The sequence below is a fragment of the Acidiphilium multivorum AIU301 genome, from assembly GCF_000202835.1.
In the GTDB taxonomy this organism is placed as follows: domain Bacteria; phylum Pseudomonadota; class Alphaproteobacteria; order Acetobacterales; family Acetobacteraceae; genus Acidiphilium; species Acidiphilium multivorum.
Map to the genome: position 1 here is coordinate 1,076,017 of NC_015186.1, position 25,807 is coordinate 1,101,823.

The window sequence follows — 25,807 nt, forward strand, 5'->3', positions numbered from 1 at the left end:
CCTTGTTGTTCAGCCATCCACGAGATGGCCATCGCGCAGCATGACCACGCGATCCATGCGCGCGGCAAGATCGGGGTTGTGGGTGGCGATCAGCGCCGCGATGTTTTCGTGCCGCACTACCCGCAGCAATTCGGCAAACACGAGATCGGCGGTGGCGACGTCGAGATTGCCGGTCGGTTCGTCGGCGAGCAGGAGCTTCGGCGCGTTCGCCATGGCGCGCGCGATGGCAACGCGCTGACGCTCGCCGCCCGAGAGCTTGCCGGGCAGATGATGCGCGCGCGCGGCGAGGCCGAACGCATCGAGCAGATGGGCGGCGCGGGCCTCGGCATCCTTGCGGGTGCTTCCGGCGATGAGCTGCGGCAGGGCTGCGTTTTCCAGCGCCGTGAATTCGGCCAGCAGATGATGCGCCTGGTAGACGAAGCCGATTTCATTAAGGCGCAGCGTGGTCTTTTCGGAATCTGAAAGGCGCGCGGTATCGATCCCGCCGATGCGGATGGTGCCGCCATCCGGCTTTTCGAGAAGCCCGGCGAGATGGAGCAGGGTGGATTTGCCGGAACCGGAGGGGGCGACCAGCGCGACGATCTCGCCGCTGCGCAGCGAGAGATTGGCGCCGCGCAGGATGTGCAGATCCTCGCCCTCGCTGTGAAAGGTGCGGACAACACCTTCGAGTTTCAGAACCTCACTCATGGCGCAGCGCCTCCACCGGATCGGTTCGCGCCGCCCGCCAGCTTGGATAGAGCGTGGCGACGAAGGACAGGCCGATGGCGATCACCACGACCTCGATCACCTGGCTCCAGACCAGCTTCGCCGGCAGGGATTCAAGGTAATAGACCGTGGGGTTGAAGAGCTGCGTGCCGGTCAGCCCCTGCACGAACTGCCTGATCTGCTCGATATGCGCGCAGAAGACGACGCCGAGGCCGAAACCCGCGATCGTGCCGATCACGCCGACCGAGGCGCCGACCATGAAGAAGATCCGCATGATCGAGCCCGAAGTCGCCCCCATCGTGCGCAGGATGGCGATGTCGGCGGTCTTGTCCTTCACCATCATGATCATCGAGGACACCACGTTGAACACGGCAACGACGATGATCAGCGTGAGGATCAGGAACATCACGTTCCGCTCGACATTGACCGCCGCGAAGAAGGCGTTGTTGCTGTCCTGCCAGTCCACCACGTTGACCGGCGCGCTGCCCATCACCTTCGGGATGGCCGCCTTGATCGGGCCGGTATTGTCGGGGTTTTTCACGAAAAGCTGGATCTGCGTCGCGGCATCCTTTGCGCGGAACAGCGTCTGCGCCGAGGTGAGCGGCAGGAACACGAAGCTCGAATCGTATTGCGCCATGCCGGTGCGGAAGATCGCGCTGACATGAAAGCTCTGGATGCGCGGAATGGTGCCGATGATGGTGGCATCGCCCTGCGGCAGCACGAGGGTGATGGTGCCGCCGAGCGAAATGCCGAGCTGGCTGGCCACGCCGGCGCCGACCGCGATGTTGCGGCCGGTGAAATCCTTCAGTGAGCCGGCGACGATATGCCGCGAAACGGTCCGCAGCTTCGCCAGCCCGTCCGGCTGGATGCCCCGCGCCACCCCGCCGATCGCGCCGCCATGCGGCCCGGTCATCAGCACCTCGCCCTGCACGATCGGGATGGCGCTGATCACGCCCGGGATCTTTTCGAGCCGCCCGGCCGCGGCGTCGTATTGGGTGATGTTGTGGCCGGCGCCGTAGACACCGATATCGCCGTTGAGGCCGAGGATCTGCGCCAGCAATTCCTGGCGGAATCCGTTCATCACGCTCATCACGATGATCAGCGTCGCCACCCCGAGGGCGATGCCGACCAGCGAGAAGATGGCGATGATCGAGACGAACCGCTCACCCTTGCGGGCGCGCAGGTAACGGAAGGCGACCCGGCGCTCGAAGGCGGAGAACATCAGACGCGCACTTTCGCGAGTGCCGACTCGATGTCGAGTTCGGCGCGCTCGCCGGTGCGGCGGTGCTTGAGCTCGACCTGGCCCTTCGCCGCGCCGCGCGGGCCGACGATGACCTGCCAAGGATGGCCCATCAGGTCGGCATCGGCGAATTTCTCGCCGGCGCGGGCCTCGCGGTCGTCATAGAGCGCATCGCGGCCGAGGGCGTCGTAGATCCGCTCGCACAGCGCGTCGGTCACCTGATCGCCCTGGCGGAGGTTGAGGATCGAGGCACGGAACGGCGCGATCGCGTCGGGCCAGATGATCCCCGCTTCGTCATGGCTCGCCTCGATGATCGCGCCGGTCAACCGCGAGACGCCGATGCCGTAGCTGCCCATTTCGGGGTGCAGGCGCGCACCGTCCGGCCCGACCACGGTGAAATTCATCGCCTGGCTGTATTTGGTGCCGAAATAGAAGATCTGGCCGACCTCGATCCCCCTGCCCTCGCGGCGGCGATCCTCGGGCACCTTCGCCCAGGCGGCCTCGTCGTGCTTCTCGTCGGTCGCGGCGTAAAGCGAGGTCATGCGGTCGAAAAACGCGTCGAGATCGGCGCGGGCCTCGTAGTCGTAGGCATCGTCGCCGAGCTCGATCGTCTCGAAGCTCGAATCGTAGAACACGCCGCTCTCGCCGGTCGGCGCCAGAATGTGGAATTCGTGCGAGAGATTGCCGCCGATCGGGCCGGTATCGGCGCGCATCGGCACCGCGCGCACGCCCATGCGCTTGAAGGTGCGCATATAGGCCAGCATCATCCGCCGATAGCTTTCGACCGCGCCTTCATAGTCGAGATCGAAGCTGTAGCCGTCCTTCATGTAGAATTCGCGGCCGCGCAGCACGCCGAAGCGCGGGCGGACCTCGTCGCGGAATTTCCACTGGATCTGGTAGAGCATCTGCGGCAGGTCGCGGTAGGACTGCACCGAATCGCGCATGATCGCGGTGAGCATTTCCTCGTTGGTCGGGCCGTAGAGCATCTCGCGATCATGACGGTCGCGGATGCGCAGCATTTCCGGGCCATAAGCGTCGTAGCGCCCGCTTTCGCGCCATAGCTCGGCGGACTGGATCGTCGGCATCAGGATTTCCTGGGAGCCGGCGCGCGCCTGTTCCTCGCGGACGATATTGGCGATGTTGTGCAGCACCCGCAGCCCCGCCGGCAGCCAGGCGTAGATTCCGGCCGATTGCTGGCGGATCAGCCCGGCGCGCAGCATCAGCCGGTGCGAGACGATCTGCGCTTCGGCGGGCGTTTCCTTGAGGGTGGGAATGAGCGAGCGGGAAAGGCGCATGATGGGTCCTGATCGGTTGGGTCGGTCGCCTGATTACAGCGCCACGCTGCCCGCGGCCAGAGCCGCGGCGCGGGACGGATCGAAGCGGCGGTTGAGGGCGATGCGCGCGGGCTTCTCGATGAGCACGTGCAGCAGCACGGCAAGGCCGAGCGTGAGCGCCGCAAGCATGGAGGCGACCGCCAGCGGCGCGGCCGCGCGCGCGATGCCCAGATGCCGGAAAAACTGCGTGGTGAGGAGTTCGGCCGGCGCAAAACTCATGTAGAACGCATAGGATATCACGCCCATGGCGCGCAGCGGGCGGATGGCGCCGATGCTCGCCGGCCGTTCGGCATCTCCCTGCATGGCGAGGCCATAAAGCATCAGCCAGAGGCCGAGCACGGTCATCGCGTCGTGCCCGGTCGCGGCGAAGGCGACCGCCAACGCTGCGCCGGCAAGCGCGATGATGCGGTTCGGCGCCTCGTCGGCGATGAAGGGGATGAACGCCGTTGTCGCCATTCCGGCGATGAATTCCGGAAAGAAGCGCAGCAACGAGCCGCCGAAGGTCAGGTTCAGCCCGCCATGGATATCGGCGACCGTGGCGAGAATGCTGAAACAGAGCGGCAGAGAGATCGCCAGCGCCCCCTTGTAGAAGACGCGGTAGCACGCGATCAGCAGCGGAAACAGCAGATAACCGGCCCATTCGCTGCTGATCGACCAGGAGGGATAGTTCCACGCCCAGTGATCAAGCGTCCCCCAGCCCTGAACGAGGGCGAGATGGCAGAGCAGTGCGAAGCCCGCGAAGCGGGCCGGCTCGCGCGGGGGGATGCCGGCCGCGATACCGGCAAGGAACAGCCCGCCGAGCAGCGCGATTACCGCGATATGCACCGGATAGATCCGCGCCAGCCGCTTTCCCCAGAACCGCAAGGCCCCGCGCACGGTGAAGGGCGTGTCGGCATCGACCCGAGTGAGAATCAGACCGGAGAGAATGAAAAAGCCGTCGACGCCGAGATAACCGTGTTCCACGACCGGCGCGAACGGGCCGAGCCAGTGCGCGTACTCCACCTGCAGATTGACGTGATAGGCAAAGACCCAGAGCGCGAAGAGCGCGCGGCACGAGGTCAGATCGGTCAGTTCGCCGCGTCCCATCATCGGCGGCCGATCATGGACGGAAAAAAACCCGCCGGCCACAGGGCCAGCGGGCCAAGTTCAGGGAGGAAACGCCAGTCACACGGCAGAGCGAAGAACCAATCTCCGCTCTGCACACGATACTGCATTGCGGCATGCCGGGCGTAAAGCGAATTCACGCGCCTATGCACAAGAAAATGACGGATTTGGACATATATTGCTAAAATTTTCATCTGTATCGAAATGAAAAAGAACATTTGACTATAAAATAATCATCATATGTGCAGGACATGCACCTCGACCATCGGCCGTTTGCCGAAACGCCGCCCGAGCGCGCGGCGCAGGGCCGCTTGCGCTGCCTCCTTCACCGCATTCCGGTCGGTCCGCAGGTTGGCCGGCAGGTCCTCGAAGGTTGCGACAAAGTCTTCGGCCAGCGCGCCGAGCGCATGATCATCGGCTTCGAACAGGCCTGGCGCGGCGATCTGCGCCCCGCCCTTCACCTTGCCGGCGCGGTCGACCGCGATGCTGGCGACCACGACGCCGTTGAGCATCATCCGCCGTCGCGCGGCCATTACGCCGCCCTGCATCGGAACCAGCCGGTCTCCGTCCACCGCGAGCCGGCCGACCGGAACGCTGTCGACCACCTGCGGCGGTTCGGGCGCGAGGCGCAGCACATCGCCATCCTCCAGAAGGAACGTGCTAATGCCGGCCGCCTCGGCCAGATCGGCCTGCGCCGCCATGTGGCGCCATTCGCCATGGGTCGGCACCAGATATTTCGGACGGACCAGACGGTAGAGCCGGCGCAGTTCGTCGCGGGCCGGATGGCCGGAGACATGCACCATGTGATCGTCGTCGGTCATCACGTTCACGCCGGCGCGGACCAACTCGTCCTGCACCGCGCCGATCGCCCGTTCGTTGCCGGGGATCACGCGGGCGGAGAAGATCACGGTATCGCCCTCGCCCAGCGCGACGTTGCGATGCGTATCGGCGGCGATCCGCGCCAGCGCCGAGCGCTTCTCGCCCTGGCTGCCGGTGGCGAGGATCAGCAGGCTGTCATCCGGAATGGCGCCGACCTCGTCCTCGGGAACGAAATCCGGCAGGTCGGCGAGATAGCCCGCTTCCTGCGCCGCCTCGACATATTTGCCGAGGCTGCGTCCCACCAGCGCGACATGCCGGCCGGCGGCGGCGGCGGCCTTCACCACCGTATCGATCCGGGCGATGTTGCTCGCGAAACAGGTGACGACGATGCGACCGCGCAGCCCCGCGATCAGGCTCGTCAGGCTGCGTCGCACGGTCGCTTCCGAGCCGGAATGCCCCTCGACCAGCGCATTGGTCGAATCGCAGATCATCGCCAGCACGCCCGCATCGCCCAGCGCCTCGAGCGCCGCCTCGTCGGTCGGTGGGCCGATCAGCGGCTCCGGATCGAGTTTCCAGTCACCCGTATGCAGCACGGTGCCGTATTTCGTGGTGAGGACGAGTGCCTGCGACTCCGGCGTTGAGTGCGACATGCGGATATAGCGCAGCGCAAAGGGGCCAACCTCGAAGGCCGCGCCAGGCTGGATTTCGGTGATGCGCACGCTGCGCAGCAGCCCGGCCTCGCCGAGCCGGTAGCGGATCAGCGCCGCGGCGAAGGGCGTTGCGTAGACCGGGCAGCGCAGCGCGTCCCAGATCCGCGCGATGCCGCCGATATGGTCCTCGTGCGCATGGGTGATAACCAGGCCGGCGATGCGGTCCCGGTTGGCAGCCAGAAACGCCGGGTCGGGCACCAGCAACTCCGCTTCGGGCGCCTCTGGTCCGGCGAAGCCCATGCCGCAATCGACCACCAGCAGATCACCATCCAGCCCGTAGACGTTCAGGTTCATGCCGATCTCGCCGGTGCCGCCGAGCGGGGTGAAACTCAGCCCCTTGCTGATCTCGTTCATGAAGTCACCTTGTTTTCAGTCGCTTCGTTCTCGTTCATTCGTGTTCGGCCTCGCGCGGGCGCAGCACGGGGGCCGGGTTGCGCAGGGCCAGCAGGCGCAGCCCCTCGAGCGTGAGGTCGGGGTCGGTGTGTTCGATCCGGGACGTGCCCTCGGCGATCAGCGGCGCAAGCCCCCCGGTCGCGATCGTTTTCATCGGCGCCCCGAAATCCGCCTCGATCCGCGCGATGAGTCCCTCGACCAGCCCCACATATCCCCAATAGATGCCCGAGCGCATGGCGGGAATGGTCGACTTGCCGATCACAAGCTGCGGCCGGCCGATGCCGATTCGCGGCAGGCGAGCCGCGGCCTGGTGCAGCGCCTCGACCGAGAGATTGATCCCCGGCGCGATCACGCCGCCGACATAGGCGCCGTCGCCGTTCACCACGTCGAACGTCGTCGCGGTGCCGAAATCGATCACGATGAGCGGGCCACCGTAGCCATGATGGGCAGCCAACGCGTTGAGAAGGCGATCCGCACCGATTTCGGCCGGATTGTCCATCTCGATCGCAAAGCCCCAGTCGAGTTCGGCACGCGCGATCAGCGGCTCCAGGCTGAACCAGTCGCGGCAGAGCCGGCGCAGATGGTAGAGCGCGGCCGGCACCACGGTGCCGATCACCGCGCCATCGATCCCCCCGGCGGCAATTCCGGCCCGGTCAAGCAGGACGGTGAGCCAGACGCCATATTCGTCGGACGTGCGCTGCGCGTCGGTCGCGATGCGCCAGGTGCCGCGCCAGCGCGCCCCGTCATGCACCGCGAAGACGATGTTGGTGTTGCCCGCGTCGATGACCAGTTTCATGCCCAAGGCCCTGCTGCGCGATCAGATCAGGGCGACGTCACCGCCGCGCAATGCGGTGACCCGGTCGCCTTCACGGAGGAGCAGCGCGCCGTCATCGTCGAGCCCGGCATAGATGCCCGAACGCCGCCCGCCATCGACGGTGATCGCCGTGCCTTCGGGGTGCGCCCGACACATCCAGGCGGCGCGCAGCGGCGCGGCGCCCGACGCCAGAACGTCGAGCCAGTGGTCGAGCCGCGCGCAGAATGCCGGCGCCAGCGCCTCCGGCGTCATCGCGCCACCCAGCGCAGCAAGGCTCGTCGTTACCCGACCCGGCACCGGCGGCGCCTCGGCCAGATTGACGCCGACGCCGACGATCATCGCGGTAATCATCCCGTTTTCGATTGTCGCATCCAGCAGGATGCCGGCGAGCTTGGCGGCGCCCGCCATCAGGTCGTTCGGCCATTTGAGCATGACTGCGCCGGGTGCCGGCAGCGCGGGATCGAGCACCTCGATCAGCGCGAGGCCGGCGAGCAGCGCGAACCATCCTCCCTGCCCCGCCGGAACGCGCGGGCGCAGCAGGGCGGAGCCGCAGAAATTGCCTGCCGGCGACTCCCAGGCCCGTCCCGCGCGCCCTCGCCCCGCGGTCTGCCGCGCCGCGACGACCATCAGCCGCTCGGGCTCTCCCTCAGCCGCGCGTCTTGCGCAGAAATCCGAGGTCGAGCCAAGCGTGTCGTAGTGTTCGATCCGCCAGGGCGCGCGGTCGGCTGTCAAAATCCCTGGCTCGTCATCAGCGCGTGGGCCGCCATGGTCGACAGGGTCGTCAGCGTCGACGGATGGAAGACGAACAGCACCGTGAACGCTGCGGCCGCCCCCATCACGAGGCTGACGCCGGCGCTGCGCCGGTCGAGCCCCGGTTCGCCGGCGTCGAAATACATCACCTTGATGACGCGCAGATAATAGAAGGCCGCGATCACGCTGGTGATGATGCCGAGCACGGCGAGCGGGCCGAGCCCCGCATTGATCGCGGCGGCAAAGACATAGAATTTGCCGAAAAAGCCCGCGAGCGGCGGAATGCCGGCCATCGACCACATCATGACCGCGAGCACGAAGGCAAAACGCGGATCGTCCGAGGCCATGCCGGCGAGATCGGCGATTCGCTCGACCGGCTGGCGGCCACGGCTCATCGCGATGATGCACCCGAAGGTGCCGAGCGACATCACGAGATAGATGGCGAGATAGATCAACGCGCCGCTGACCCCGGCGGCGGTGCCGGCGGCAAGGCCCATCAGCGCGTAACCCATGTGGCCGATCGAGGAATAGCCCATCAGGCGCTTGATGCTGGTCTGCCGGATCGCGCCGATGGCGCCGATCACCATCGAAGCCGCGGCGATGATCTGCACGAGGTCGCGCCACTGCCCGAGCACGGGCCCGAACGGCCCCAGCATCACCCGCAGCAGCAGCGCAAAGACGGCAATTTTCGGCGCGGTGGCGAAGAAGGCCGTCACCGAGGTCGGCGCACCCTCATAGACGTCGGGCGTCCACATATGGAACGGTGCAGCGGAAATCTTGAAGGCGAGGCCGACGAGAACGAAGACGAGGCCGATCGTCGAGCCCACCGCCGCAGTCGGATGGCCGGCGAGCGCGTGGGCGATCCCGGCGAAATTCGTGGTTCCGGCGAAGCCGTAGACCAGCGAGATTCCGTAGAGCAGCAGCCCAGACGACAGCGCGCCCAGCACGAAATATTTCAGCCCCGCTTCCGAGGAGCGCAGATTGTGCCGCGCGAAGGCCGCCAGCACGTAGAGCGCAAGCGACTGGATCTCGAAGCCGATGTAAAGCGTGATCAGGTCGCTCGCCGAGACCAGAACCACCATGCCCGTCACCGCGAAGAGGACGAGCACCGGAAACTCGAAGCGGGTGATGCCGATATTGCGGTTGAACGTGACCGAGAGCGCGAGTGCGCCGATCGCCCCCAGCGCCACCAGCACGTCGGCGAAGCGGGTGAAATCATTGGTCTGGTAGAGACCGTGAAAGATCGTCCCGCCAGGCGCCGCGACCAGCAGCCGGGCGGCAATCGCGAGCACCACGATCGATGCTGCGGTGATCGCGAAACTGTGGTCGCGGTCGGTGAAGACGCCGGACATCAGCATGATCATCCCCGCGATGGCGAGGAACAGGATGGGCAGCACGGTATAGAACGTCGACATTGCCTCGCTCACTGCTTGATCATGGCCAGCCGGGCATGCGCGCCGGACGACAGGGCGGCGACATGGGCATGGACAAGGTCCTGCACCGCGCCGTCAAAGATATGGGTCAGGCCGCCGGGCACGAAGCCGAGCACGATGACCAGCACCGCCAGCGGCGCCAACATGAGCCATTCGCGCGGCCCGATATCGGCCATCACCGCGTTGGCGACGCTGCGCGCCTTGTCGAACAGCACGCGGCGGATCATCACCAGCATGTACATCACGCTCAGGATCATGCCGGAGCCGACAAGCAGGGCGACCCAGAAATTCGCCTGGATCGCGCCGATCATGACCAGGATCTCGCCGACGAAGCCGGATGTGCCGGGCAGGCCGACATTCGCCATCACGAACAGCATCAGGAAGGTGGCGTAGACCGGCATGCGCGAGGCCAGACCGCCAAGCTGGTCGAGCCGCAGCGAATGGCCGCGCGCCAGCAGGATGCCGACACAGAGGAACAATGCGGCAATGACGAGCCCGTGCGACACCATCTGGAACAGCGCGCCCTCGATCCCGGCGACGGTGACGGTGAAGATGCCGACCACGATCAGCCCCATATGCGCGACCGACGAATAGGCGATCATGCGCTTGATGTCGGTCTGCGCCAAGGCGGCGAAGGAAATGTAGACGATGCCGATGATACCGAGCGCGAACATGAACGGCTCGAAATAGGCCGTTGCCTGCGGCAGCATCGGCAGCGAGAAGCGCAGGAAACCGTAGGCCCCCATTTTCGAGAGCACCGCGGCCAGCATGATCGTGCCGGGCAGCGGCGCCTCGCCATAGGCGTCGGGCAGCCACGTATGCATCGGCCAGACCGCCGCCTTCACGCCGAAGGAGAGCAGGAAGGCGACGAACAGCCAGTCCTGCGTGGTCGGGGCGATCGCGGTGTGCATGAGCTGCACCATGTCGGTCGTGCCGGCGTGGTGCCACATCCAGACCAGGGCGAGCAGCATCGGCAGCGAGCCCGCGAGGGTGAAGAGGAAGAACTTCACCGCGGCATGAATCCGCCGCTCCCCGCCCCAGACGCCGATGATGAGATACATCGGGATCAGCACGCCCTCGAAGAAGATGTAGAACAGCAGGAAATCGAGGGCCGAGAACATGCCGATCGTCATGGTCTCGAGCAGCAGGAAGGCGGCCATGTAGTCGCGCACGCGCCGGCTCTCGCGCCAACTCGCCAATACAGCGACCGGCGTCAGCAGCGCGCTGAGGGCGACGAAGAACAGGCTGATGCCGTCAACGCCCATCCTATAGCCGATGCCGTAGGCCGGGATCCATTCGGCAGAGTCGACGAACTGGAACCCATGCACTGACGGATTGAAGCCGACGACCATCACCACCGCGAGCACGAGCACGAGCAGGCTGGTCCACAGCGCGATCCAGCGCGCATTGCGGGCGGTGGCCGGGTTGGCCGAGTCGCCGGTGAAATACGTCAGCACGGCGCCGGCGAGCGGCAGCCAGGTCATCAGCGAGAGAAGATGGAAATTCATGTGCCGCTCCCCCTCACCGCGCGACCAAGAAAACGGTCACCAGCACCATCAACCCGACCAGCATGACGAACCCGTAAACCGCGATCGATCCGCTCTGCAGCCGGCTGGCAACGCCGGAGGCATCGCCGGTCAGCCGCGCCAGGCCTTCCGGCACGCCGTCGATCATCTCCTCATCGCCGATCCGCCAGATCGCGCGCGCGATGCGCAGCGCCGGGCGGACGAAGATCGCGTCATACAACTCGTCGAAATACCATTTGTTGAGCAGGAACGCGTGGAGCCCGGGCCAGGCCTCGGCCAGCCGCGCCGGCAGCGCCGGAGCGAGCTCGTAGAACCAGTAGGCGATGCCGATCCCGGCAATCGCCAGCAGCAGCGGCATCTTCTCCGCCCAGGCCGGAATCGTGTTGCGCGCCGCCATCACCGCGCCACCATGCGGCAAGGCGATGCTGGACCCCCAGAAATTCGCGAAATGTGCCCCGATGAAGGTCGGCCCGAGCAGGAAGCCGGTCGTCAGCGCCCCGATGGCCAGCACGACCAGCGGCAACAGCATCACCAGCGGGCTTTCATGCGCGTGGGCCAGTGTCTCGCTGGAGGCGCGCGGCTTGCCGTGGAAGGTGAGCAGCATCAACCGCACCGTGTAGAAGGCGGTCAGACCGGCGCCGAGCGTGCCACAGAGCCAGCCGAACACCGCCGTGTGCGAATGTGCGGCAAAGGCGGCCGACAGGATCGCATCCTTCGAGAAGTAACCCGAGAACGGCGGGATCGCGACCAGCGCCAGGCTTCCCGCCCACATCGTGACATAGGTGACCGGCAGCTTGCGCCACAGGCCGCCCATCTTGCGCACATCCTGCTCGTCGGCCAGCGCGTGGATCACCGAACCGGCGCCCAGGAACAGCAGCGCCTTGAAGAAGGCATGGTTGATCAGGTGGAAGATGCCGATCGGCGCCGCCCCCACGCCGACCGCGAGGAACATGTAGCCGAGTTGCGAGCAGGTCGAGTACGCGATGATGCGCTTGATGTCGTTCTGCACGCAGCCGATCGTTGCCGCGAAGAAGGCGGTGAAGCCGCCGATTACCGTGATCAGCGCGAGGGCAACGGGAGCCGCGTCGATGACCGGGGACATCCGCGCGGTCATGAACACGCCGGCGGTCACCATCGTCGCGGCATGGATGAGGGCGGAAATCGGCGTCGGGCCTTCCATCGCGTCCGGCAGCCAGGTGTGCAGGAACAACTGGGCGGACTTGCCCATCGCGCCGATGAAGAGAAGGATCGAGATCACCTCGAGCACCGGCATATCGGTGCCGAACAGATGGTAGGCGTGTGGCGCGACCTTGGCCACGCCGGCGAAGATCGTATCGAAATTGACGCTGCCGAACTCATACCAGGTCAACGCGATACCGACCGCGAAGAACAGGTCACCCACCCGGTTGACGATGAAGGCCTTGATCGCCGCCTCGTTGGCGCTGGCGCGGTCGTACCAGTAGCCGATCAGCAGGTAGGACATCAGGCCAACACCTTCCCAGCCGAAGAACAGCTGGAGCAGGTTGTTCGCCGTGGCGAGCATCAGCATCGCGAAGGTGAATAGAGAGATGTAGACGAAGAAGCGCGGCTCGGTGCGATCCTCCGCCATGTATCCGATGCTGTAGACATGGATCAGCGCCGAAACCACGCAGACCATGCCCACCATTACGAGCGACAGCGTGTCCATCCGCAGCGCCCATTGCGGCGCGAAGGTGCCGACCGAAATCCATTGCCCGAGCACGACGAGATGGTCCGCCGCCCCGAGCACGAGATGGCGGTAGACCGTGCCGATCGCGGCGATGGCGGCGATGACCAGCGAGGCGACGCTGAGCCCGACGGCCGGAGCGCGGCCGAGGGTGGGGCGCGCGAGCCCGGCGAGCAGCGCGCCGGCCAGCGGCGCGAGAACGGCAATGGCAAGCAGCATGTCGGCTCAGCCCTTCATCAGCGTGACGTCTTCGACTTCGATCGAGCCGCGGTTGCGGAAATACACGACCAGGATCGCCAGCCCGATCGCAGCCTCCGCCGCCGCGACCGAGAGCACGAACATGGTGAAGACCTGCCCCGCCATGTCGTGCAGCGCCGAGGAGAAGGCGACGAAATTGATGTTGGCGGCGAGCAGGATCAGCTCGATCGACATCATGATGACGATGATGTTCTTCCGGTTGAGGAAGATCCCGAAAATCCCGATCACCAGCAGCAGGCCGGCGACGACGAGATAGGGCCCGAGCCCGACCGCGCTCATCGGATCGTCTCCCGTTTCGCGGGCGCTGCCTGTGTCATCTGCTTCGCTCCCTTGCCGATGCCGAGTTTGACCATCGTCAGCGTCTCGTCGATCGGCCGCTGATGCTGCGTCGAGATGTCCTGACGGCGCGAGCGGCGCTCGCCCGAATGGGTCAGCACGATCGCCCCGATCATCGCCACGAGGAGCAGCAGCGCCACCAGTTCGAAGGCGAACATGTAACGGGTGTAGATCAGGTCGCCGAGTGCCGCGGTGTTCGAAAGATGCGCCGGCATCGGCACCTGGCTGGCGAGATGGGCGGCGGGGGTGATGGTCCAGCCGATGGCGACGGCGCCGATTTCCACCATCAGGATGAACCCGATCAGCAGGCCGAGGGGCGCGTAGCGCTGGAAGCCCTCACGTAGCGCCGCAAAATCGACGTCGAGCATCATCACGACGAAGAGGAACAGCACGGCAACCGCGCCGACATAGACGATCACAAGCACCATCGCCAGGAATTCGGCGCCGGCGAGCACGAACAGCGCGCCCGCGTTGATGAAGGCGAGGATGAGGAACAGCACAGAATGCACCGGATTGCGCGCGGTGATCACCATGCAGGCCGAGAGCAGCAGGATCGCGGCGAAGACGTAGAATGCGAGCGTGACGATCATGGCGCGTTACCGGTAAGGCGCGTCGAGTTCGAGGCGCTTGGCCAGTTCGCTTTCCCAGCGGTCGCCGTTCGCGAGCAGTCTTTCCTTGTCATACATCAGCTCCTCGCGCGTCTCGGTCGCGAATTCGAAGTTCGGTCCTTCGACGATCGCATCGACCGGGCAGGCTTCCTCGCAGAGGCCGCAATAGATGCACTTTGTCATGTCGATGTCGTAGCGCGTGGTCCGGCGCGAGCCGTCCTCGCGCGGTTCCGCCTCGATCGTGATCGCCTGCGCGGGGCAGATCGCCTCGCACAGCTTGCAGGCGATGCAGCGTTCCTCGCCGTTCGGATACCGGCGCAGCGCGTGTTCGCCCTTGAAACGCGGGCTGATCGCGTTCTTCTCGAACGGGTAGTTCAGCGTCGCCTTGCGCGTGAAGAAATAACGCAGGGTCAGCCGCAGGCCGGAGAGAATCTCCAGCAGCAGGAAGCGGTGCGCGATGCGATCAAGTCTGGCCATCATCCGATCTCCCGGTCACGCATGCGGCAACCAGCCGAAAATTTCGAGAACGCTCGCCGTCAGCACCAGCCAGCCGAGCGAAAACGGCAGGAACACCTTCCAGCCAAGTTGCATCAGCTGGTCGTATCGGTAGCGCGGCAGCGTCGCGCGCACCCAGAGGAAAACGAACAGGCACATCATGACCTTGAGCAGGAACCAGACCGGTCCGGGGATCCAGGTGAACGGCGCGATCGGGATCGGCGAGAGCCAGCCGCCGAGGAAGAGGATGGTCGTCATCCCGCTCATCAGGATCATGTTCGCGTATTCGCCGAGGAAGAACAGCGCGAAGCTCATCGCGCTGTATTCGACGAAGAACCCGGCGACGATCTCGCTCTCGCCTTCCGGCAGGTCGAACGGCGCGCGGTTCGTCTCGGCGAGGCCCGAGATGAAGAACACTACCAGCATCGGCAGCAGCGGGATCGCGAACCAGATATGCCGCTGCGCCGTCACGATGTCATTCAGGTTGAGACTGCCGACGCAGACCAGCACCGAGAGGATGACGATGCCGATCGAGACCTCATAGCTCACCATCTGCGCCGCGCTGCGCATGGCGCCGAGAAAGGCGAATTTCGAGTTGCTCGCCCAGCCCGCGATGATCACGCCATAGACGCCAAGCGAGGAAATCGCGAACAGGTAGAGCAGTCCGACATTGATGTCCGCGATCCCCCAGTGGTCGTTCACCGGAATCACCGCCCAGGCGATGATCGCGAGCCCGAAGGTGATCATCGGCGCGAACAGGAACAGCATCCGGTTGGCGCCGTCCGGAATGATGGTCTCCTTGAACAGCATCTTGATCGCGTCCGCGAAGGGCTGCCACAGCCCGAACGGGCCGACCACGTTCGGTCCCTTGCGCAGTTGCATGGCCGCCAGCACCTTGCGCTCCGCATAGGTGAGATACGCGACACCGATCAGCAGCGGCACCAGCAGCGCCAGCGTGCGCAGCAGGGTGAGAACGAGAATGCCGAAATCCGTCGAGAAGAAACCCGCCTCCATCGCGCTCACTCCGCCGCCATCTGGCGCGGGAGGATGATTTCCTCGATGCATTTCGCCATGGTCGGGCTCGCGCGGCTGATCGGATCGGTCTGGTAATAGGTCGCGAAGGCGCGGCCGAACGGCGCGTCGCTCACGGCGGCGGCATCGCCGCGCGGCGCCTCGCCCCCGGCATGGCCGATGCGGCGCAGCGCGCCCGTCTCGCCGAAGACCGGATTGGCCTCGACCATGCGCGTGCGCAACGTGTCGAGATCGTCATAGGGCAGCGCCTGGCCAAGTGCGGCACTCGCCGCGCGCAGGATCGCCCAGTCCTCCCGCGCCTCGCCGGGCGGGAAAATCGCCCGCAGCGCGCGCTGCACCCTGCCCTCCGTATTCACATAGGTGCCGGATTTCTCGGTATAGGCTGCACCGGGAAGAATCACGTCGGCCCGCGCCGCACCGCGGTCGCCATGGTGACCCTGGTAGATCACGAACGTGTCCGCGCCGATCTGCGAGACGTCGAATTCATCCGCGCCGAGCAGCCACAGCACATCCACGCCGCCGCCCATCATGCCGGCGATGTCCTTGCCGTTCTCCCCCGGCAGGAACCCGAGTTCGAGCGCGCCCATCCGCGCCGCCGCGTTGTGCAGCACGTTGAACCCGTGCCAGTCGGCGATCAGCATGCCGGTCTGAAGCGCGATCTGCCAGCAGCAAGCTAGCACCGCCTTGGCATCCGGCCGCGCGAAGGCCTGCGGGCCCACGATCAGCATCGGCCGTTTCGCCGCCGCCAGCCGCTTCGTGAAGTGATGCTCCGGATCGAGCAGCGCCTTCAGCGCATCGCCACCCTCGCCGAGATGTTCATGCTCATAGGTCAGGTCGGCCGGCGCGCCGACCAGTCCGGCGAAGAAACCGGGAGTCTCGACCCAGCGGCGCCGCAGCCGTGCGTTCAGGACCGGCGCTTCCTGTCGCGGATTGGCGCCGACGATCAGCAGCGCGTCGGCCTCGTCGATTCCCTCGATCGTCGTGTTGAAGCGGTGGAATTCCCGGCTCGACACATCGAACACCGCGCCATCCTGCCGGCAGTCAAGATTGGTGGAGCCGAGCGCCCCCATCAGGTCCTTCAGCGCCATCATGCTCTCCGCATCGCAGAGATTGCCGGCAATGGCGCCGATCCGGCTGCCGTCGATTCCTCTGATCCGGCCGGCGATGGCGGCAAGCGCCTCGTCCCAGCTCGCCGGGCGCAGCTTGCCCGCCTCACGCAACCAGGGCCGGTCGAGCCGGCGGCGCTTCAGCCCGTCGATCGAGAAACGGCCCTTGTCGGCGAGCCATTCCTCGTTCACCGCGTCGTTCAGCCGGGGCAGGACGCGCAGCACCTCGCTGCCGCGCGCATCGATGCGGATATTGGTGCCGACCGCGTCGAACACGTCGATGCTGTCGGTCTTGCGCAACTCCCAGGTGCGGGCGGTGAACGCATAGGGCTTCGAGGTCAGCGCGCCAACCGGGCAGAGATCGATGATATTGCCCGATAACTCGGACGACAGTCCGCGCTCGACATAGTTGGTGATTTCCATGTGCTCGCCGCGCTGCACCGCGCCGAGTTCCGGCACGCCGGCGACCTCGGCCATGAAGCGGACGCAGCGGGTGCAGTGAATGCAGCGCGTCATCACCGTCTTGACGAGCGGGCCGAGATACTTGTCGGTCACCGCCCGCTTGTTGCCGTCGTAACGGGTATGGTCGCGCCCATAGCCCATCGCCTCGTCCTGCAGGTCGCACTCGCCGCCCTGATCACAGATCGGGCAGTCGAGCGGATGGTTGATGAGCAGGAACTCCATCACCCCACGCCGCGCCTCGCGGACCTTCTCGCTGTCGGTATGGATGACCATGCCCTCGCCCACCGGCTGCCCGCAGGAGGCGACCGGCTTCGGCATCTTCTCGACTTCCACGAGGCACATGCGGCAGTTGCCGGCGATCGACAGCCGCTCATGGTAGCAGAAGCGAGGGATTTCCTTGCCCGCTTCCTCGCAGGCCTGCAGCACCGTGTATCCGTTCGGAACCTCGATCTCGAGTCCGTCCACCGTCACTTTCGGCATCAGATCCGCACCCCGCTCGTGGCGCGCGCGGCGCCGTCCATCGTCTCGTGCCGCATCGTCCCCTCCGTCATTCCGCCGCGAGGCGCGATGCCGTGCGCGCCTTGTAATCGGCGATCCGCTGCTCGACCACTGGCCGGAAATGCCGCAGCAGACCCTGGATCGGCCAGGCCGCCGCGTCGCCGAGCGGGCAGATCGTATGGCCTTCCACCTGTTTCGTGACCTGTTCCAGCAGGTCGATATCGGCGATTTCCGCCCGCCCCTCGACCAGGCGATACATCATCCGCATCATCCAGCCGGTGCCCTCGCGGCAGGGCGTGCACTGGCCGCAACTCTCATGCTTGTAGAACGCCGCGAGCCGCGCGATCGCCCGGATCAGGTCGGTCGACTTGTCCATCACGATCACCGCCGCGGTGCCGAGGCCGGTGCGCTGCTCGCGCAGGCTGTCGTAATCCATCAGCACCGTGTCGCAGACCGATTTCGGAATCATGTGCACCGACGATCCGCCGGGTATCACCGCCTGAAGGTTGTCCCACCCGCCCCGCACGCCGCCGGCATGCTTCTCGATCAACTCGCGCAGCGGAATGCCGAGTTCCTCTTCCACATTGCACGGCCTGTTCACATGGCCGGAAATGCAGAAGATCTTGGTGCCGGAATTCTTCGGCCGGCCGAGCGCGGAAAACCAGGCCGCCCCTCGCCGCATGATGGTCGCGACCCCTGCAATGGTCTCGACATTGTTCACAGTGGTCGGGCAGCCATAGAGGCCGAGCGCCGCCGGAAAGGGCGGCTTCATGCGCGGCAGGCCCTTCTTGCCCTCGATGCTCTCGATCAGCGCCGATTCCTCGCCGCAGATATAGGCGCCCGCCCCGCGATGCACGGTGATGTCAAAGGCCCAGCCCGACCCGCAAGCATCGTCACCGAGCAATCCGGCTTCGCGCGCCTCGTCAACGGCGGCCTGCAAATTCTTGTATTCATTGTAGTATTCGCCACGGACATAGATGAACGCCCGGTGCGCGCCCATGGCGAATCCGGCGATCAGCGCGCCTTCCACCAGCTTGTGCGGTTCGTGGCGCAGGATGTCGCGGTCCTTGCACGTGCCGGGTTCGCTCTCATCGGCGTTGATGACGAGATAGCTCGGCCGTCCATCTGTCTCCTTCGGCATGAAGGACCATTTCATCCCGGTCGGGAAGCCGGCGCCGCCGCGGCCACGCAGGCCCGAGGACTTGATTTCCTCGATGATCGCATCCCGCCCGCGGGCGAGGATGTCCTTCGTGCCGTCCCAGTCGCCGCGCGCCCGGGCGCCGGCGAGGCGCCAGTCATGCAGGCCGTAAAGATTGGTATAGATCCGGTCGCGATCGCTCAGCATCTCATTCCGCTCCGCTCACGGGCTTGGTGCCCCCGACGCCGAACAGCGTGGTCGGTCCGCCTTCCGGCGCCGAGGCCTGCCGCCCGATCGTCGAGCCCGCCGGCGGCACGTCGCCGGCGCGCAACCGCTCCAGCAGCGCCTCGGTGCGCGGCCCGTCGAGATCCTCGTAGACGTCGTCATTCACCTGCACCACCGGCGCGTTCACGCAGCACCCGAGGCACTCGACCTCCTCGATGCTGAACGTCTCGCCATCCGCCTCGGCGGCCTTGCGGCAGGCCGACATCACCTCATCCGACCCGCGCAGCCAGCACGGCGTTGTGGTGCAGACCTGGAGATGGAATTTTCCCACCGGCTTGGTGTGGAACATCGTGTAGAATGTGGCGACTTCATAGACCCGCATCGGCGGCATCGAGAGGCGCGCCGCAATCACGTCCATCGCCGTGCGCGGCACCCAGGCATGTCCCGTCTGCCGCGCCATCTGCCGCTGGGCGAGATCGAGCAGCGGCATTACCGCACTCGCCTGCCTGCCCTCGGGATATTTCGCGATGATCGAGGGGATCAGCGCCTCGCTCGTCTCATCGAAGCTGAAAGCCGGTTCCGTCATGTCGTTCATCTTTCAGCGATCCACTTCCCCGAACACGATGTCGATCGAGCCGAGCACGGCGATCGCATCGGCGAGGAGATGGCCTTTCGACATCAGATTCATCGCCTGCAGATGGGAAAATCCGGTCGCGCGGATCTTGCACCGATAGGGCCGGTTGCTGCCATCGGCAACGAGATAGACCCCGAATTCCCCCTTCGGAGCTTCCACAGCGGTGTAGGTCGTGCCGGCTGGCACATGATAGCCCTCGGTATAGAGCTTGAAGTGATGGATCAGCGCTTCCATCGAGCGCTTCATCTCGGCGCGTTTCGGCGGCGTGATCTTGTGGTCCTGCACCTTGATCGGCCCTTCCGGCATCGCCTTCAGCGCCTGACGGATGATCTTCAGGCTCTCGGCCATCTCGCGGATCCGCACGAGATATCGGTCGAACGAATCGCCGTGCCGGCCGACGGGAATGTCGAAATCCACCTCGTCGTACTTGTCGTAGGGTTGCGCGCGCCGCAGGTCCCAGGCAATCCCCGAGGCGCGCAGATTGGGACCCGAGAACCCCATCGCCAGCGCGTCCTCCGCCGAAATCACCCCAATATCGACGAGGCGCTGGCGGAAAATCCGGTTCTCGTTCAGCAGGCTCTGCAGATCGTCGAGGAATTTCGGAAACTTCTCGCTCCATTCCCAGATCTGCTCGGCAAGACCCGTCGGCATGTCCTTCGAAACCCCGCCGGGACGGAAATAGTTCGCATGGAAGCGCGCGCCCGATACCGCCTCGTGAAAGGTCAGCAGTTTCTCCCGCTCCTCATAGCCCCAAAGGCTTGGAGACTGTGCGCCGATGTCCAGCGCCAAGTGAACGGCGTTCAGCAAATGATTGAGAATACGGGTAATCTCGGCAAACAGCACGCGGATCCACTGCGCCCGTTCCGGCACCTTCACGCCGAGCAGCCGCTCGGTCGCGAGGGCGAAGGCGTGCTCGCAGCACATCGGGCTGACGTAATCGAGCCGGTCGAAATACGGCACCGCCTGGAGGTATGACTTGTATTCGATCAGCTTCTCTGTGCCGCGATGCAGCAGGCCGATATGCGGATCGGCGCGCGTCACCGTCTCGCCCTCAAGCTCCATGATCAGGCGCAGCACGCCATGCGTCGCCGGGTGCTGCGGGCCGACATTGACCGTATGACGGTCGTTGATGTCGATCACACGGCGCTCGGTCTCTTGTGTGCCGTTCTGCATCCCGCCGCTCATGCGTCAGACCCTCCGCGGGTGGCCTTCTCGTCGCCGGGGAGCGTGGTCATCGCCTCCCAGGGCGAGAGGAAATCGAAATTGCGGAATTCCTGCGTCAACGCGACCTTGTCGTAGACCACGCGCTTCTGCTCCTCGTCGTACCGGAGTTCGACATGGCCGGTCAGCGGGAAATCCTTGCGCATCGGATGCCCCTCGAAACCGTTATCGGTGAGAATCCGCCGGTGATCGACCAGCCCGTCGAAGCTCACGCCGAACAGGTCGAACACTTCGCGCTCCCACCAGGTCACCCCGGGCCAGATGTCGCTGACGCTCGGCACCGGCGCGGTCTCGTCCGTGGTGACGATCACGCGCAACCGGTCGTTTCGGGTCACGGACAGAAGGTTATAGACCACGTCGAACCGCTCGGCCCGCTCCGGCCAGTCGACGCCGCAGACATCCATGCACTGTTCGAAGGCGAATTGCGGGTTGTCGCGCAGGGTGCGCATCACCGCCGCCAGCGCAGCGCGGTCGACGGCAATGATCCGCTCATCGCGTTCCAGCACGACATCAGTGACGCCGTCGATGGCGCGCAGCAGGTCGCCGAACGGGTCGGCCGGGGCCTCGGGTGCGGGCGCTTCGGTCTGGTTGTCTTCACTCACGGAAAATGGTCCCCGTCCGGCGGATCTTCTTCTGCAACTGGGTGATGCCATAGACCAGCGCCTCCGCCGTGGGAGGACAGCCCGGCACGTAGATGTCCACCGGCACGATCCGGTCGCACCCCCGCACCACGGAGTAAGAGTAGTGATAGTACCCGCCGCCATTCGCACAGCTTCCCATGGAGATGACCCAGCGCGGCTCGGGCATCTGGTCGTAGACCTTGCGCAGTGCCGGCGCCATCTTGTTGGTCAGCGTGCCGGCGACAATCATCACATCGCTCTGCCGCGGGGAGTTCCGGGGGATGATACCGAATCGGTCGAGATCCCAGCGCGGCATGTAGGCGTGGATCATCTCGACGGCACAGCACGCAAGGCCGAACGTCATCGGCCAGAGGCTGCCGGTTCGCGCCCAGTTCACCAGGCGGTCGAGATTGGCGACCACGAACCCCTTGCCGGCGATCTCGCCGGTAATGCCGCGAATGACCGCTTCCTGTTCGGCGCCGGGGTCCAGATGATCGCGATTCCAGGCAATGTCGGGTTGCTGCACGGCGTTCATGTCATGCCTTCCGCTTGGGCCACTTGCGGCCGGTTTGTCACTCGTTTCGTCCGGGTCGGGCGCCGGTGGTCCGGGCTACTCCCAGTCGAGCGCGCCCTTGCGCCATTCATAGATAAATCCGACGACCAGAATTGCCAGAAACCCCATCATCGACCAGAACCCCAACGCCCCGATTCGTGAAAGGCTCACCGCCCAGGGAAACAGGAACGCGATCTCGACGTCGAAAATGATGAAAAGGATCGCAACGAGATAATAGCGCACATCGAACTTGCGCCTCGCGTCGCTGAACGGTGCGAAACCGCATTCATAGGCGCTGAGCTTTTCGCCATAGGGATTTTGCCGTGCGACGACGAGCGATCCGATGATGAACGCCGCGCCGAGCAGAGCTGCGATACCGATGAACACCAGGATGGGGAAGTAGACCGACAGATCCGACTGCATCGCGATTGCCCCCGTTACGCATCAGTGTTGTCCACCTGGCGGCAGACCGTCCGCCCTGCTCTCGGCGTGCCAGACGATACGACTAAATCGCCGGAGACCCCATGCGGGTCCGGACGATAAAGAGCGCATCCTCTCATGTTCTTCCATGACTGATGGCACTGGATATCTGTGTCGATCAGCGCAATGGCGCGAGTGACGGGGCTCGAACCCGCGACCTCCGGCGTGACAGGCCGGCGCTCTAACCAACTGAGCTACACCCGCGTTGTGGGCACCTCCCTATAGCGGCGGCCGGGATGCGTCAAGCACCCGGATCGCGCGCATCGGAAGATCGCCCGCCCATGGGCGTGTGGCGGCGCAAAAATCCCACCCGCCGGCGATGGCAACACGATGGCCGGATTGAGGCAAAACCTGTCCTGCGCGGCTTCCCGTCGACGTCTGCCCAAGGCTGCACGCGGCGGCGGAAGAAAAATTCCGCTCCGGCAGGTATTTACGCGATTCTGCTATGCGTCTGGATTAAGTCGACCGGCGGCACCGGGATCGAATCGGCGCGACTGATTCGCGTTCTTCGCGGAAGTCGCGGAACCAATGGGCGGTGACGGGATCGAACCGCCGACCCTCTCGGTGTAAACGAGACGCTCTACCTCTGAGCTAACCGCCCGGAATCCGCAGGCTGGTCCGGCATACCGGCAGACCTGCGGTCATCCAATCGGGCCGGATAATCCGGCCCGCATCAGCTTCAGTTCACGGCATCCTTGAGGCTCTTGCCCGGCTTGAACCGGACCGAGGTCGAGGCCGCGATCTGGATTTCCTCGCCGGTGCGCGGGTTGCGGCCGGTTGCCGCCTTGCGCTCGGCCGTGCCGAACGTGCCGAAACCGACCAGGCGCACCTCTTCCTTGCGCTTCAGAGCCTCCTCGATGGCGGCGAACACCGCATCCACTACCTCGGTGGCCTTGGCTTTCGAAAGGTCGGTCTTCTCCGCAACGTCTGCGACGAGATCCATTTTGTTCACGGGTCAGTCTCCCAGTTGGTGAAAACGGAATTAAAAACGGCCGGAACCATCCGAATCGGGTTCCATCCGGGCAATCCGTCAGGCGCCGCACACTAAAGGGGCCGGTTTCCTCCCGTCAACGAAGACAAGCGGAAAACCGGCCCCGAAACATCAATTCATGCCACGACGATGACGGCGAGGCACCTTAATGCGGCAGAACGGCGCCCGCCGCCTCATCCGCCGGGCGGGCGGCGACCGGTTCCACCGGCTCCTCCCACTCGATCGGCTCGGGTTTGCGCACCAGCGCCTCGGCGATCACCTCGTCGACATGCGAGACCGGAATGATCTTGAGCGATTTCTTCACGTTCTCGGGAATCTCCGCGAGATCCTTCTGGTTGTCCTTCGGGATCAGCACGGTGGTGATGCCGGCCCTGAGCGCGGCCAGCAGCTTCTCCTTGAGCCCACCGATCGGCAGCACCCGGCCGCGCAGCGTGATTTCGCCGGTCATGGCGATATCCTTGCGCACCGGGATTCCGGTGAGCACCGAGACGATGGAGGTCGCCATTGCGATGCCCGCCGAGGGACCGTCCTTCGGCGTCGCGCCTTCGGGCACGTGGACGTGAATGTCCCGCTTCTCGAAGATCGGCGGCTTGATGCCGAAACTGATCGCCCGCGAGCGGATGTAGGAAATCGCCGCCGAGACGCTCTCCTGCATGACGTCGCCGAGCTTGCCGGTCTGCTTCACATTGCCCTTGCCGGGCAGCAGCACGCTCTCGATGGTCAGGATCTCGCCGCCCACCTCGGTCCACGCCAGGCCGGTGACGACGCCGACCATATCCTCCGCCTCGGTCTCGCCGAAGCGGAACCGCGGCACGCCGGCGAACTTCTCGATGTTCTTCTTGGTGATCGCGACCTTGGTCACCTTCTTCGTGACGATTTCCTTCACCGCCTTGCGGGCGAGGTTGGCGATCTCGCGCTCGAGGTTACGCACCCCGGCCTCACGGGTATAGGTGCGGATCAGCTCGCGAACCGCATCGTCCGAAACGCTCCACTCGCCGTCCTTGAGCCCGTGCGCCTCGGCCTGCTTGCCGATCAGGTGCCGCTTCGCGATCTCGATCTTCTCGTCCTCGGTGTAGCCGGGGATGCGAATGATCTCCATGCGGTCAAGCAGCGGCTGCGGCATCCGCAGCGAGTTCGCGGTCGTCACGAACATCACGTCCGACAGGTCGTAATCGACCTCGAGGTAATGATCGTTGAACGTGCCGTTCTGCTCGGGGTCCAGCACTTCGAGCAGGGCCGAGGTCGGATCGCCCCTCCAGTCAGCACCGAGCTTGTCGATCTCGTCGAGCAGGAACAGCGGATTCGACGTCTTCGCCTTCTTCATGCCCTGGATGATCTTGCCGGGCATCGAGCCGATATAGGTCCGGCGGTGGCCGCGGATTTCAGCCTCGTCGCGCATTCCGCCGAGCGACATCCGCACGAAATTGCGTCCCGTCGCCTTAGCGATCGACTTGCCGAGGGAGGTCTTGCCCACGCCGGGCGGGCCGACGAGGCAGAGGATCGGCCCCTTGAGCTTCGGGCTACGCGACTGCACGGCCAGATACTCGATGATCCGCTCCTTGACCTTGTCGAGGCCATAATGGTCGGCGTCGAGCACGCGCTCGGCCTCGATCACGTCGTTCTTGATCTTGGCGCGCTTCTTCCAGGGAATGCCGAGCAGCCAGTCGAGATAGTTGCGCACCACCGTCGCCTCGGCACTCATCGGGCTCATCGTCCTGAGCTTCTTGAGCTCGGCCATGGCCTTGTCGCGCGCTTCCTTGGAGAGCTTGGTGGTGCGGATCTTCTCCTCGAGTTCCGCGGTCTCGTCCTTGCCTTCCTCGCCCTCGCCCAACTCCTTCTGAATCGCCTTGAGCTGCTCGTTCAGGTAGTATTCGCGCTGCGTCTTCTCCATCTGCCGCTTCACGCGGTTGCGGATGCGCTTTTCCACCTGCAGCACGCCGATTTCGGCTTCCATGTGCGCGAAGACGCGCTCCAGCCGCTCGGTGACGGATCCTGTTTCCAGCAATTCCTGCTTGTCGGCGATCTTCAGGCCGAGATGGCTGGCGATCGTATCGGCAAGCTTCGACGGGTCGTCGATCTGGTTGATCGAAACGAGAACTTCCGGTGCGATCTTCTTGTTGAGCTTGATGTACTGCTCGAACTGCGACACGACCCCGCGGGCCAGACCCTCGAGTTCCTTGCCCCCGGTCACGATCTCGTCCAGCGGCTGAGCCGTCACCTCGAAATGACTGTCCACCTCGTGGAACTTCGTGATTCGGGCCCGGCGCACGCCTTCGACCAGCACCTTCACCGTTCCGTCCGGTAGCCTGAGTAGTTGCAGAACGGTCGAAATCGTGCCGACATCGTAGATATCGTTGGCGGACGGGTCGTCCTGCTGCGCGTTCTTCTGGGCCACCAGCAGGATCTGCTTGTCGTCCTTCATCACCCCTTCGAGGGCGCGAACCGACTTCTCGCGGCCGACGAAGAGCGGCACGATCATGTGCGGAAACACGACGATGTCGCGCAGCGGCAGCACCGCCAGCGTCTCGCCGTCCTGCGGCACCGCGACAAGGGCGGTTTTGGGTTTCTTCGGGTCGGTCTCTGACATCAGACTACCTTTCGATAAGCGGCGCGCCCT

Annotated in this window: 23 protein-coding genes and 2 tRNA genes; all 25 read right to left on the reverse strand. The window is 65.0% G+C overall.

Annotation, left to right across the window (positions count from 1 at the left end):
* Positions 1–9: 9 nt before the first annotated feature.
* Positions 10–687 carry an ABC transporter ATP-binding protein gene (locus ACMV_RS04690; RefSeq protein ID WP_013639701.1) on the reverse strand — a complete coding sequence of 226 codons (678 nt, stop codon included), beginning with the start codon at positions 685–687 and terminating at the stop codon, positions 10–12.
* Positions 680–1,927: a lipoprotein-releasing ABC transporter permease subunit gene (locus tag ACMV_RS04695; RefSeq protein WP_007422396.1), complete on the reverse strand. Its 1,248-nt coding sequence runs from the start codon at positions 1,925–1,927 to the stop codon at positions 680–682. Before ACMV_RS04695 ends, ACMV_RS04690 begins: the two co-directional genes overlap by 8 nt.
* Positions 1,927–3,240 carry a proline--tRNA ligase gene (proS, locus tag ACMV_RS04700; RefSeq protein WP_007422397.1) on the reverse strand — a complete coding sequence of 438 codons (1,314 nt, stop codon included), beginning with the start codon at positions 3,238–3,240 and terminating at the stop codon, positions 1,927–1,929. Before proS ends, ACMV_RS04695 begins: the two co-directional genes overlap by 1 nt.
* A gap of 33 nt (positions 3,241–3,273) precedes the next feature.
* On the reverse strand, positions 3,274–4,368 hold the full coding sequence (locus tag ACMV_RS04705; protein WP_013639702.1) for an acyltransferase family protein: 1,095 nt from the start codon (positions 4,366–4,368) through the stop codon (positions 3,274–3,276).
* Positions 4,369–4,619: 251 nt separating this feature from the next.
* Entirely contained in the window at positions 4,620–6,266 is a 1,647-nt protein-coding gene (locus ACMV_RS04710; RefSeq protein WP_013639703.1) for a ribonuclease J, read from the reverse strand.
* Between the two features lie 34 nt (positions 6,267–6,300).
* Entirely contained in the window at positions 6,301–7,101 is an 801-nt protein-coding gene (locus ACMV_RS04715; RefSeq protein ID WP_007422400.1) for a type III pantothenate kinase, read from the reverse strand.
* A 21-nt stretch (positions 7,102–7,122) separates the two neighbouring features.
* Positions 7,123–7,851 (reverse strand): biotin--[acetyl-CoA-carboxylase] ligase, encoded by a 729-nt coding sequence (locus tag ACMV_RS04720; RefSeq protein WP_007422401.1) that lies wholly within the window; start codon positions 7,849–7,851, stop codon positions 7,123–7,125.
* On the reverse strand, positions 7,848–9,284 hold the full coding sequence (nuoN, locus tag ACMV_RS04725) for an NADH-quinone oxidoreductase subunit NuoN (protein WP_011941877.1): 1,437 nt from the start codon (positions 9,282–9,284) through the stop codon (positions 7,848–7,850). The genes ACMV_RS04720 and nuoN overlap by 4 nt, the downstream gene beginning before the upstream one ends.
* 8 nt (positions 9,285–9,292) lie before the next feature.
* Entirely contained in the window at positions 9,293–10,810 is a 1,518-nt protein-coding gene (locus tag ACMV_RS04730) for an NADH-quinone oxidoreductase subunit M (RefSeq protein ID WP_013639704.1), read from the reverse strand.
* A gap of 13 nt (positions 10,811–10,823) precedes the next feature.
* A complete protein-coding gene (gene nuoL / locus ACMV_RS04735; protein WP_013639705.1) occupies positions 10,824–12,752 on the reverse strand; it encodes an NADH-quinone oxidoreductase subunit L in 1,929 nt (642 codons plus the stop codon).
* Positions 12,753–12,758: 6 nt separating this feature from the next.
* A complete protein-coding gene (gene nuoK, locus ACMV_RS04740) occupies positions 12,759–13,070 on the reverse strand; it encodes an NADH-quinone oxidoreductase subunit NuoK (protein ID WP_011941875.1) in 312 nt (103 codons plus the stop codon).
* Positions 13,067–13,717 (reverse strand): NADH-quinone oxidoreductase subunit J, encoded by a 651-nt coding sequence (locus ACMV_RS04745; protein ID WP_013639706.1) that lies wholly within the window; start codon positions 13,715–13,717, stop codon positions 13,067–13,069. The genes nuoK and ACMV_RS04745 overlap by 4 nt, the downstream gene beginning before the upstream one ends.
* Positions 13,718–13,723: 6 nt before the next feature.
* On the reverse strand, positions 13,724–14,212 hold the full coding sequence (nuoI, locus tag ACMV_RS04750; protein WP_035186180.1) for an NADH-quinone oxidoreductase subunit NuoI: 489 nt from the start codon (positions 14,210–14,212) through the stop codon (positions 13,724–13,726).
* 15 nt (positions 14,213–14,227) lie between these two features.
* Complete coding sequence (nuoH, locus tag ACMV_RS04755; protein WP_013639707.1) at positions 14,228–15,244, reverse strand: NADH-quinone oxidoreductase subunit NuoH; 1,017 nt, start codon at positions 15,242–15,244, stop codon at positions 14,228–14,230.
* 5 nt (positions 15,245–15,249) lie between these two features.
* A complete protein-coding gene (nuoG, locus tag ACMV_RS04760) occupies positions 15,250–17,310 on the reverse strand; it encodes an NADH-quinone oxidoreductase subunit NuoG (protein ID WP_013639708.1) in 2,061 nt (686 codons plus the stop codon).
* Between the two features lie 67 nt (positions 17,311–17,377).
* The gene (gene nuoF, locus ACMV_RS04765) at positions 17,378–18,673 is read right to left on the reverse strand and encodes an NADH-quinone oxidoreductase subunit NuoF (protein ID WP_007422410.1); all 1,296 of its coding nucleotides are present in this window, start codon (positions 18,671–18,673) and stop codon (positions 17,378–17,380) included.
* Position 18,674: 1 nt separating this feature from the next.
* Positions 18,675–19,286, reverse strand: coding sequence for a complex I 24 kDa subunit family protein (locus ACMV_RS04770; protein WP_007422411.1), 612 nt, complete (start codon positions 19,284–19,286; stop codon positions 18,675–18,677).
* A gap of 3 nt (positions 19,287–19,289) precedes the next feature.
* Complete coding sequence (locus tag ACMV_RS04775) at positions 19,290–20,510, reverse strand: NADH-quinone oxidoreductase subunit D (protein WP_011941872.1); 1,221 nt, start codon at positions 20,508–20,510, stop codon at positions 19,290–19,292.
* Positions 20,507–21,148 (reverse strand): NADH-quinone oxidoreductase subunit C, encoded by a 642-nt coding sequence (locus ACMV_RS04780; RefSeq protein ID WP_007422413.1) that lies wholly within the window; start codon positions 21,146–21,148, stop codon positions 20,507–20,509. Before ACMV_RS04780 ends, ACMV_RS04775 begins: the two co-directional genes overlap by 4 nt.
* Positions 21,141–21,701: a NuoB/complex I 20 kDa subunit family protein gene (locus ACMV_RS04785; RefSeq protein ID WP_007422414.1), complete on the reverse strand. Its 561-nt coding sequence runs from the start codon at positions 21,699–21,701 to the stop codon at positions 21,141–21,143. Before ACMV_RS04785 ends, ACMV_RS04780 begins: the two co-directional genes overlap by 8 nt.
* Before the next feature lie 75 nt (positions 21,702–21,776).
* On the reverse strand, positions 21,777–22,142 hold the full coding sequence (locus tag ACMV_RS04790) for an NADH-quinone oxidoreductase subunit A (protein ID WP_007422415.1): 366 nt from the start codon (positions 22,140–22,142) through the stop codon (positions 21,777–21,779).
* Between the two features lie 184 nt (positions 22,143–22,326).
* Positions 22,327–22,403 (reverse strand) — tRNA-Asp (locus ACMV_RS04795).
* Positions 22,404–22,728: 325 nt separating this feature from the next.
* Positions 22,729–22,800, reverse strand: a tRNA-Val gene (locus tag ACMV_RS04800).
* Positions 22,801–22,878: 78 nt separating this feature from the next.
* Entirely contained in the window at positions 22,879–23,142 is a 264-nt protein-coding gene (locus tag ACMV_RS04805; protein WP_007422416.1) for an HU family DNA-binding protein, read from the reverse strand.
* A gap of 193 nt (positions 23,143–23,335) precedes the next feature.
* Positions 23,336–25,777: an endopeptidase La gene (gene lon / locus ACMV_RS04810; protein ID WP_007422417.1), complete on the reverse strand. Its 2,442-nt coding sequence runs from the start codon at positions 25,775–25,777 to the stop codon at positions 23,336–23,338.
* Positions 25,778–25,807: the final 30 nt, after the last annotated feature.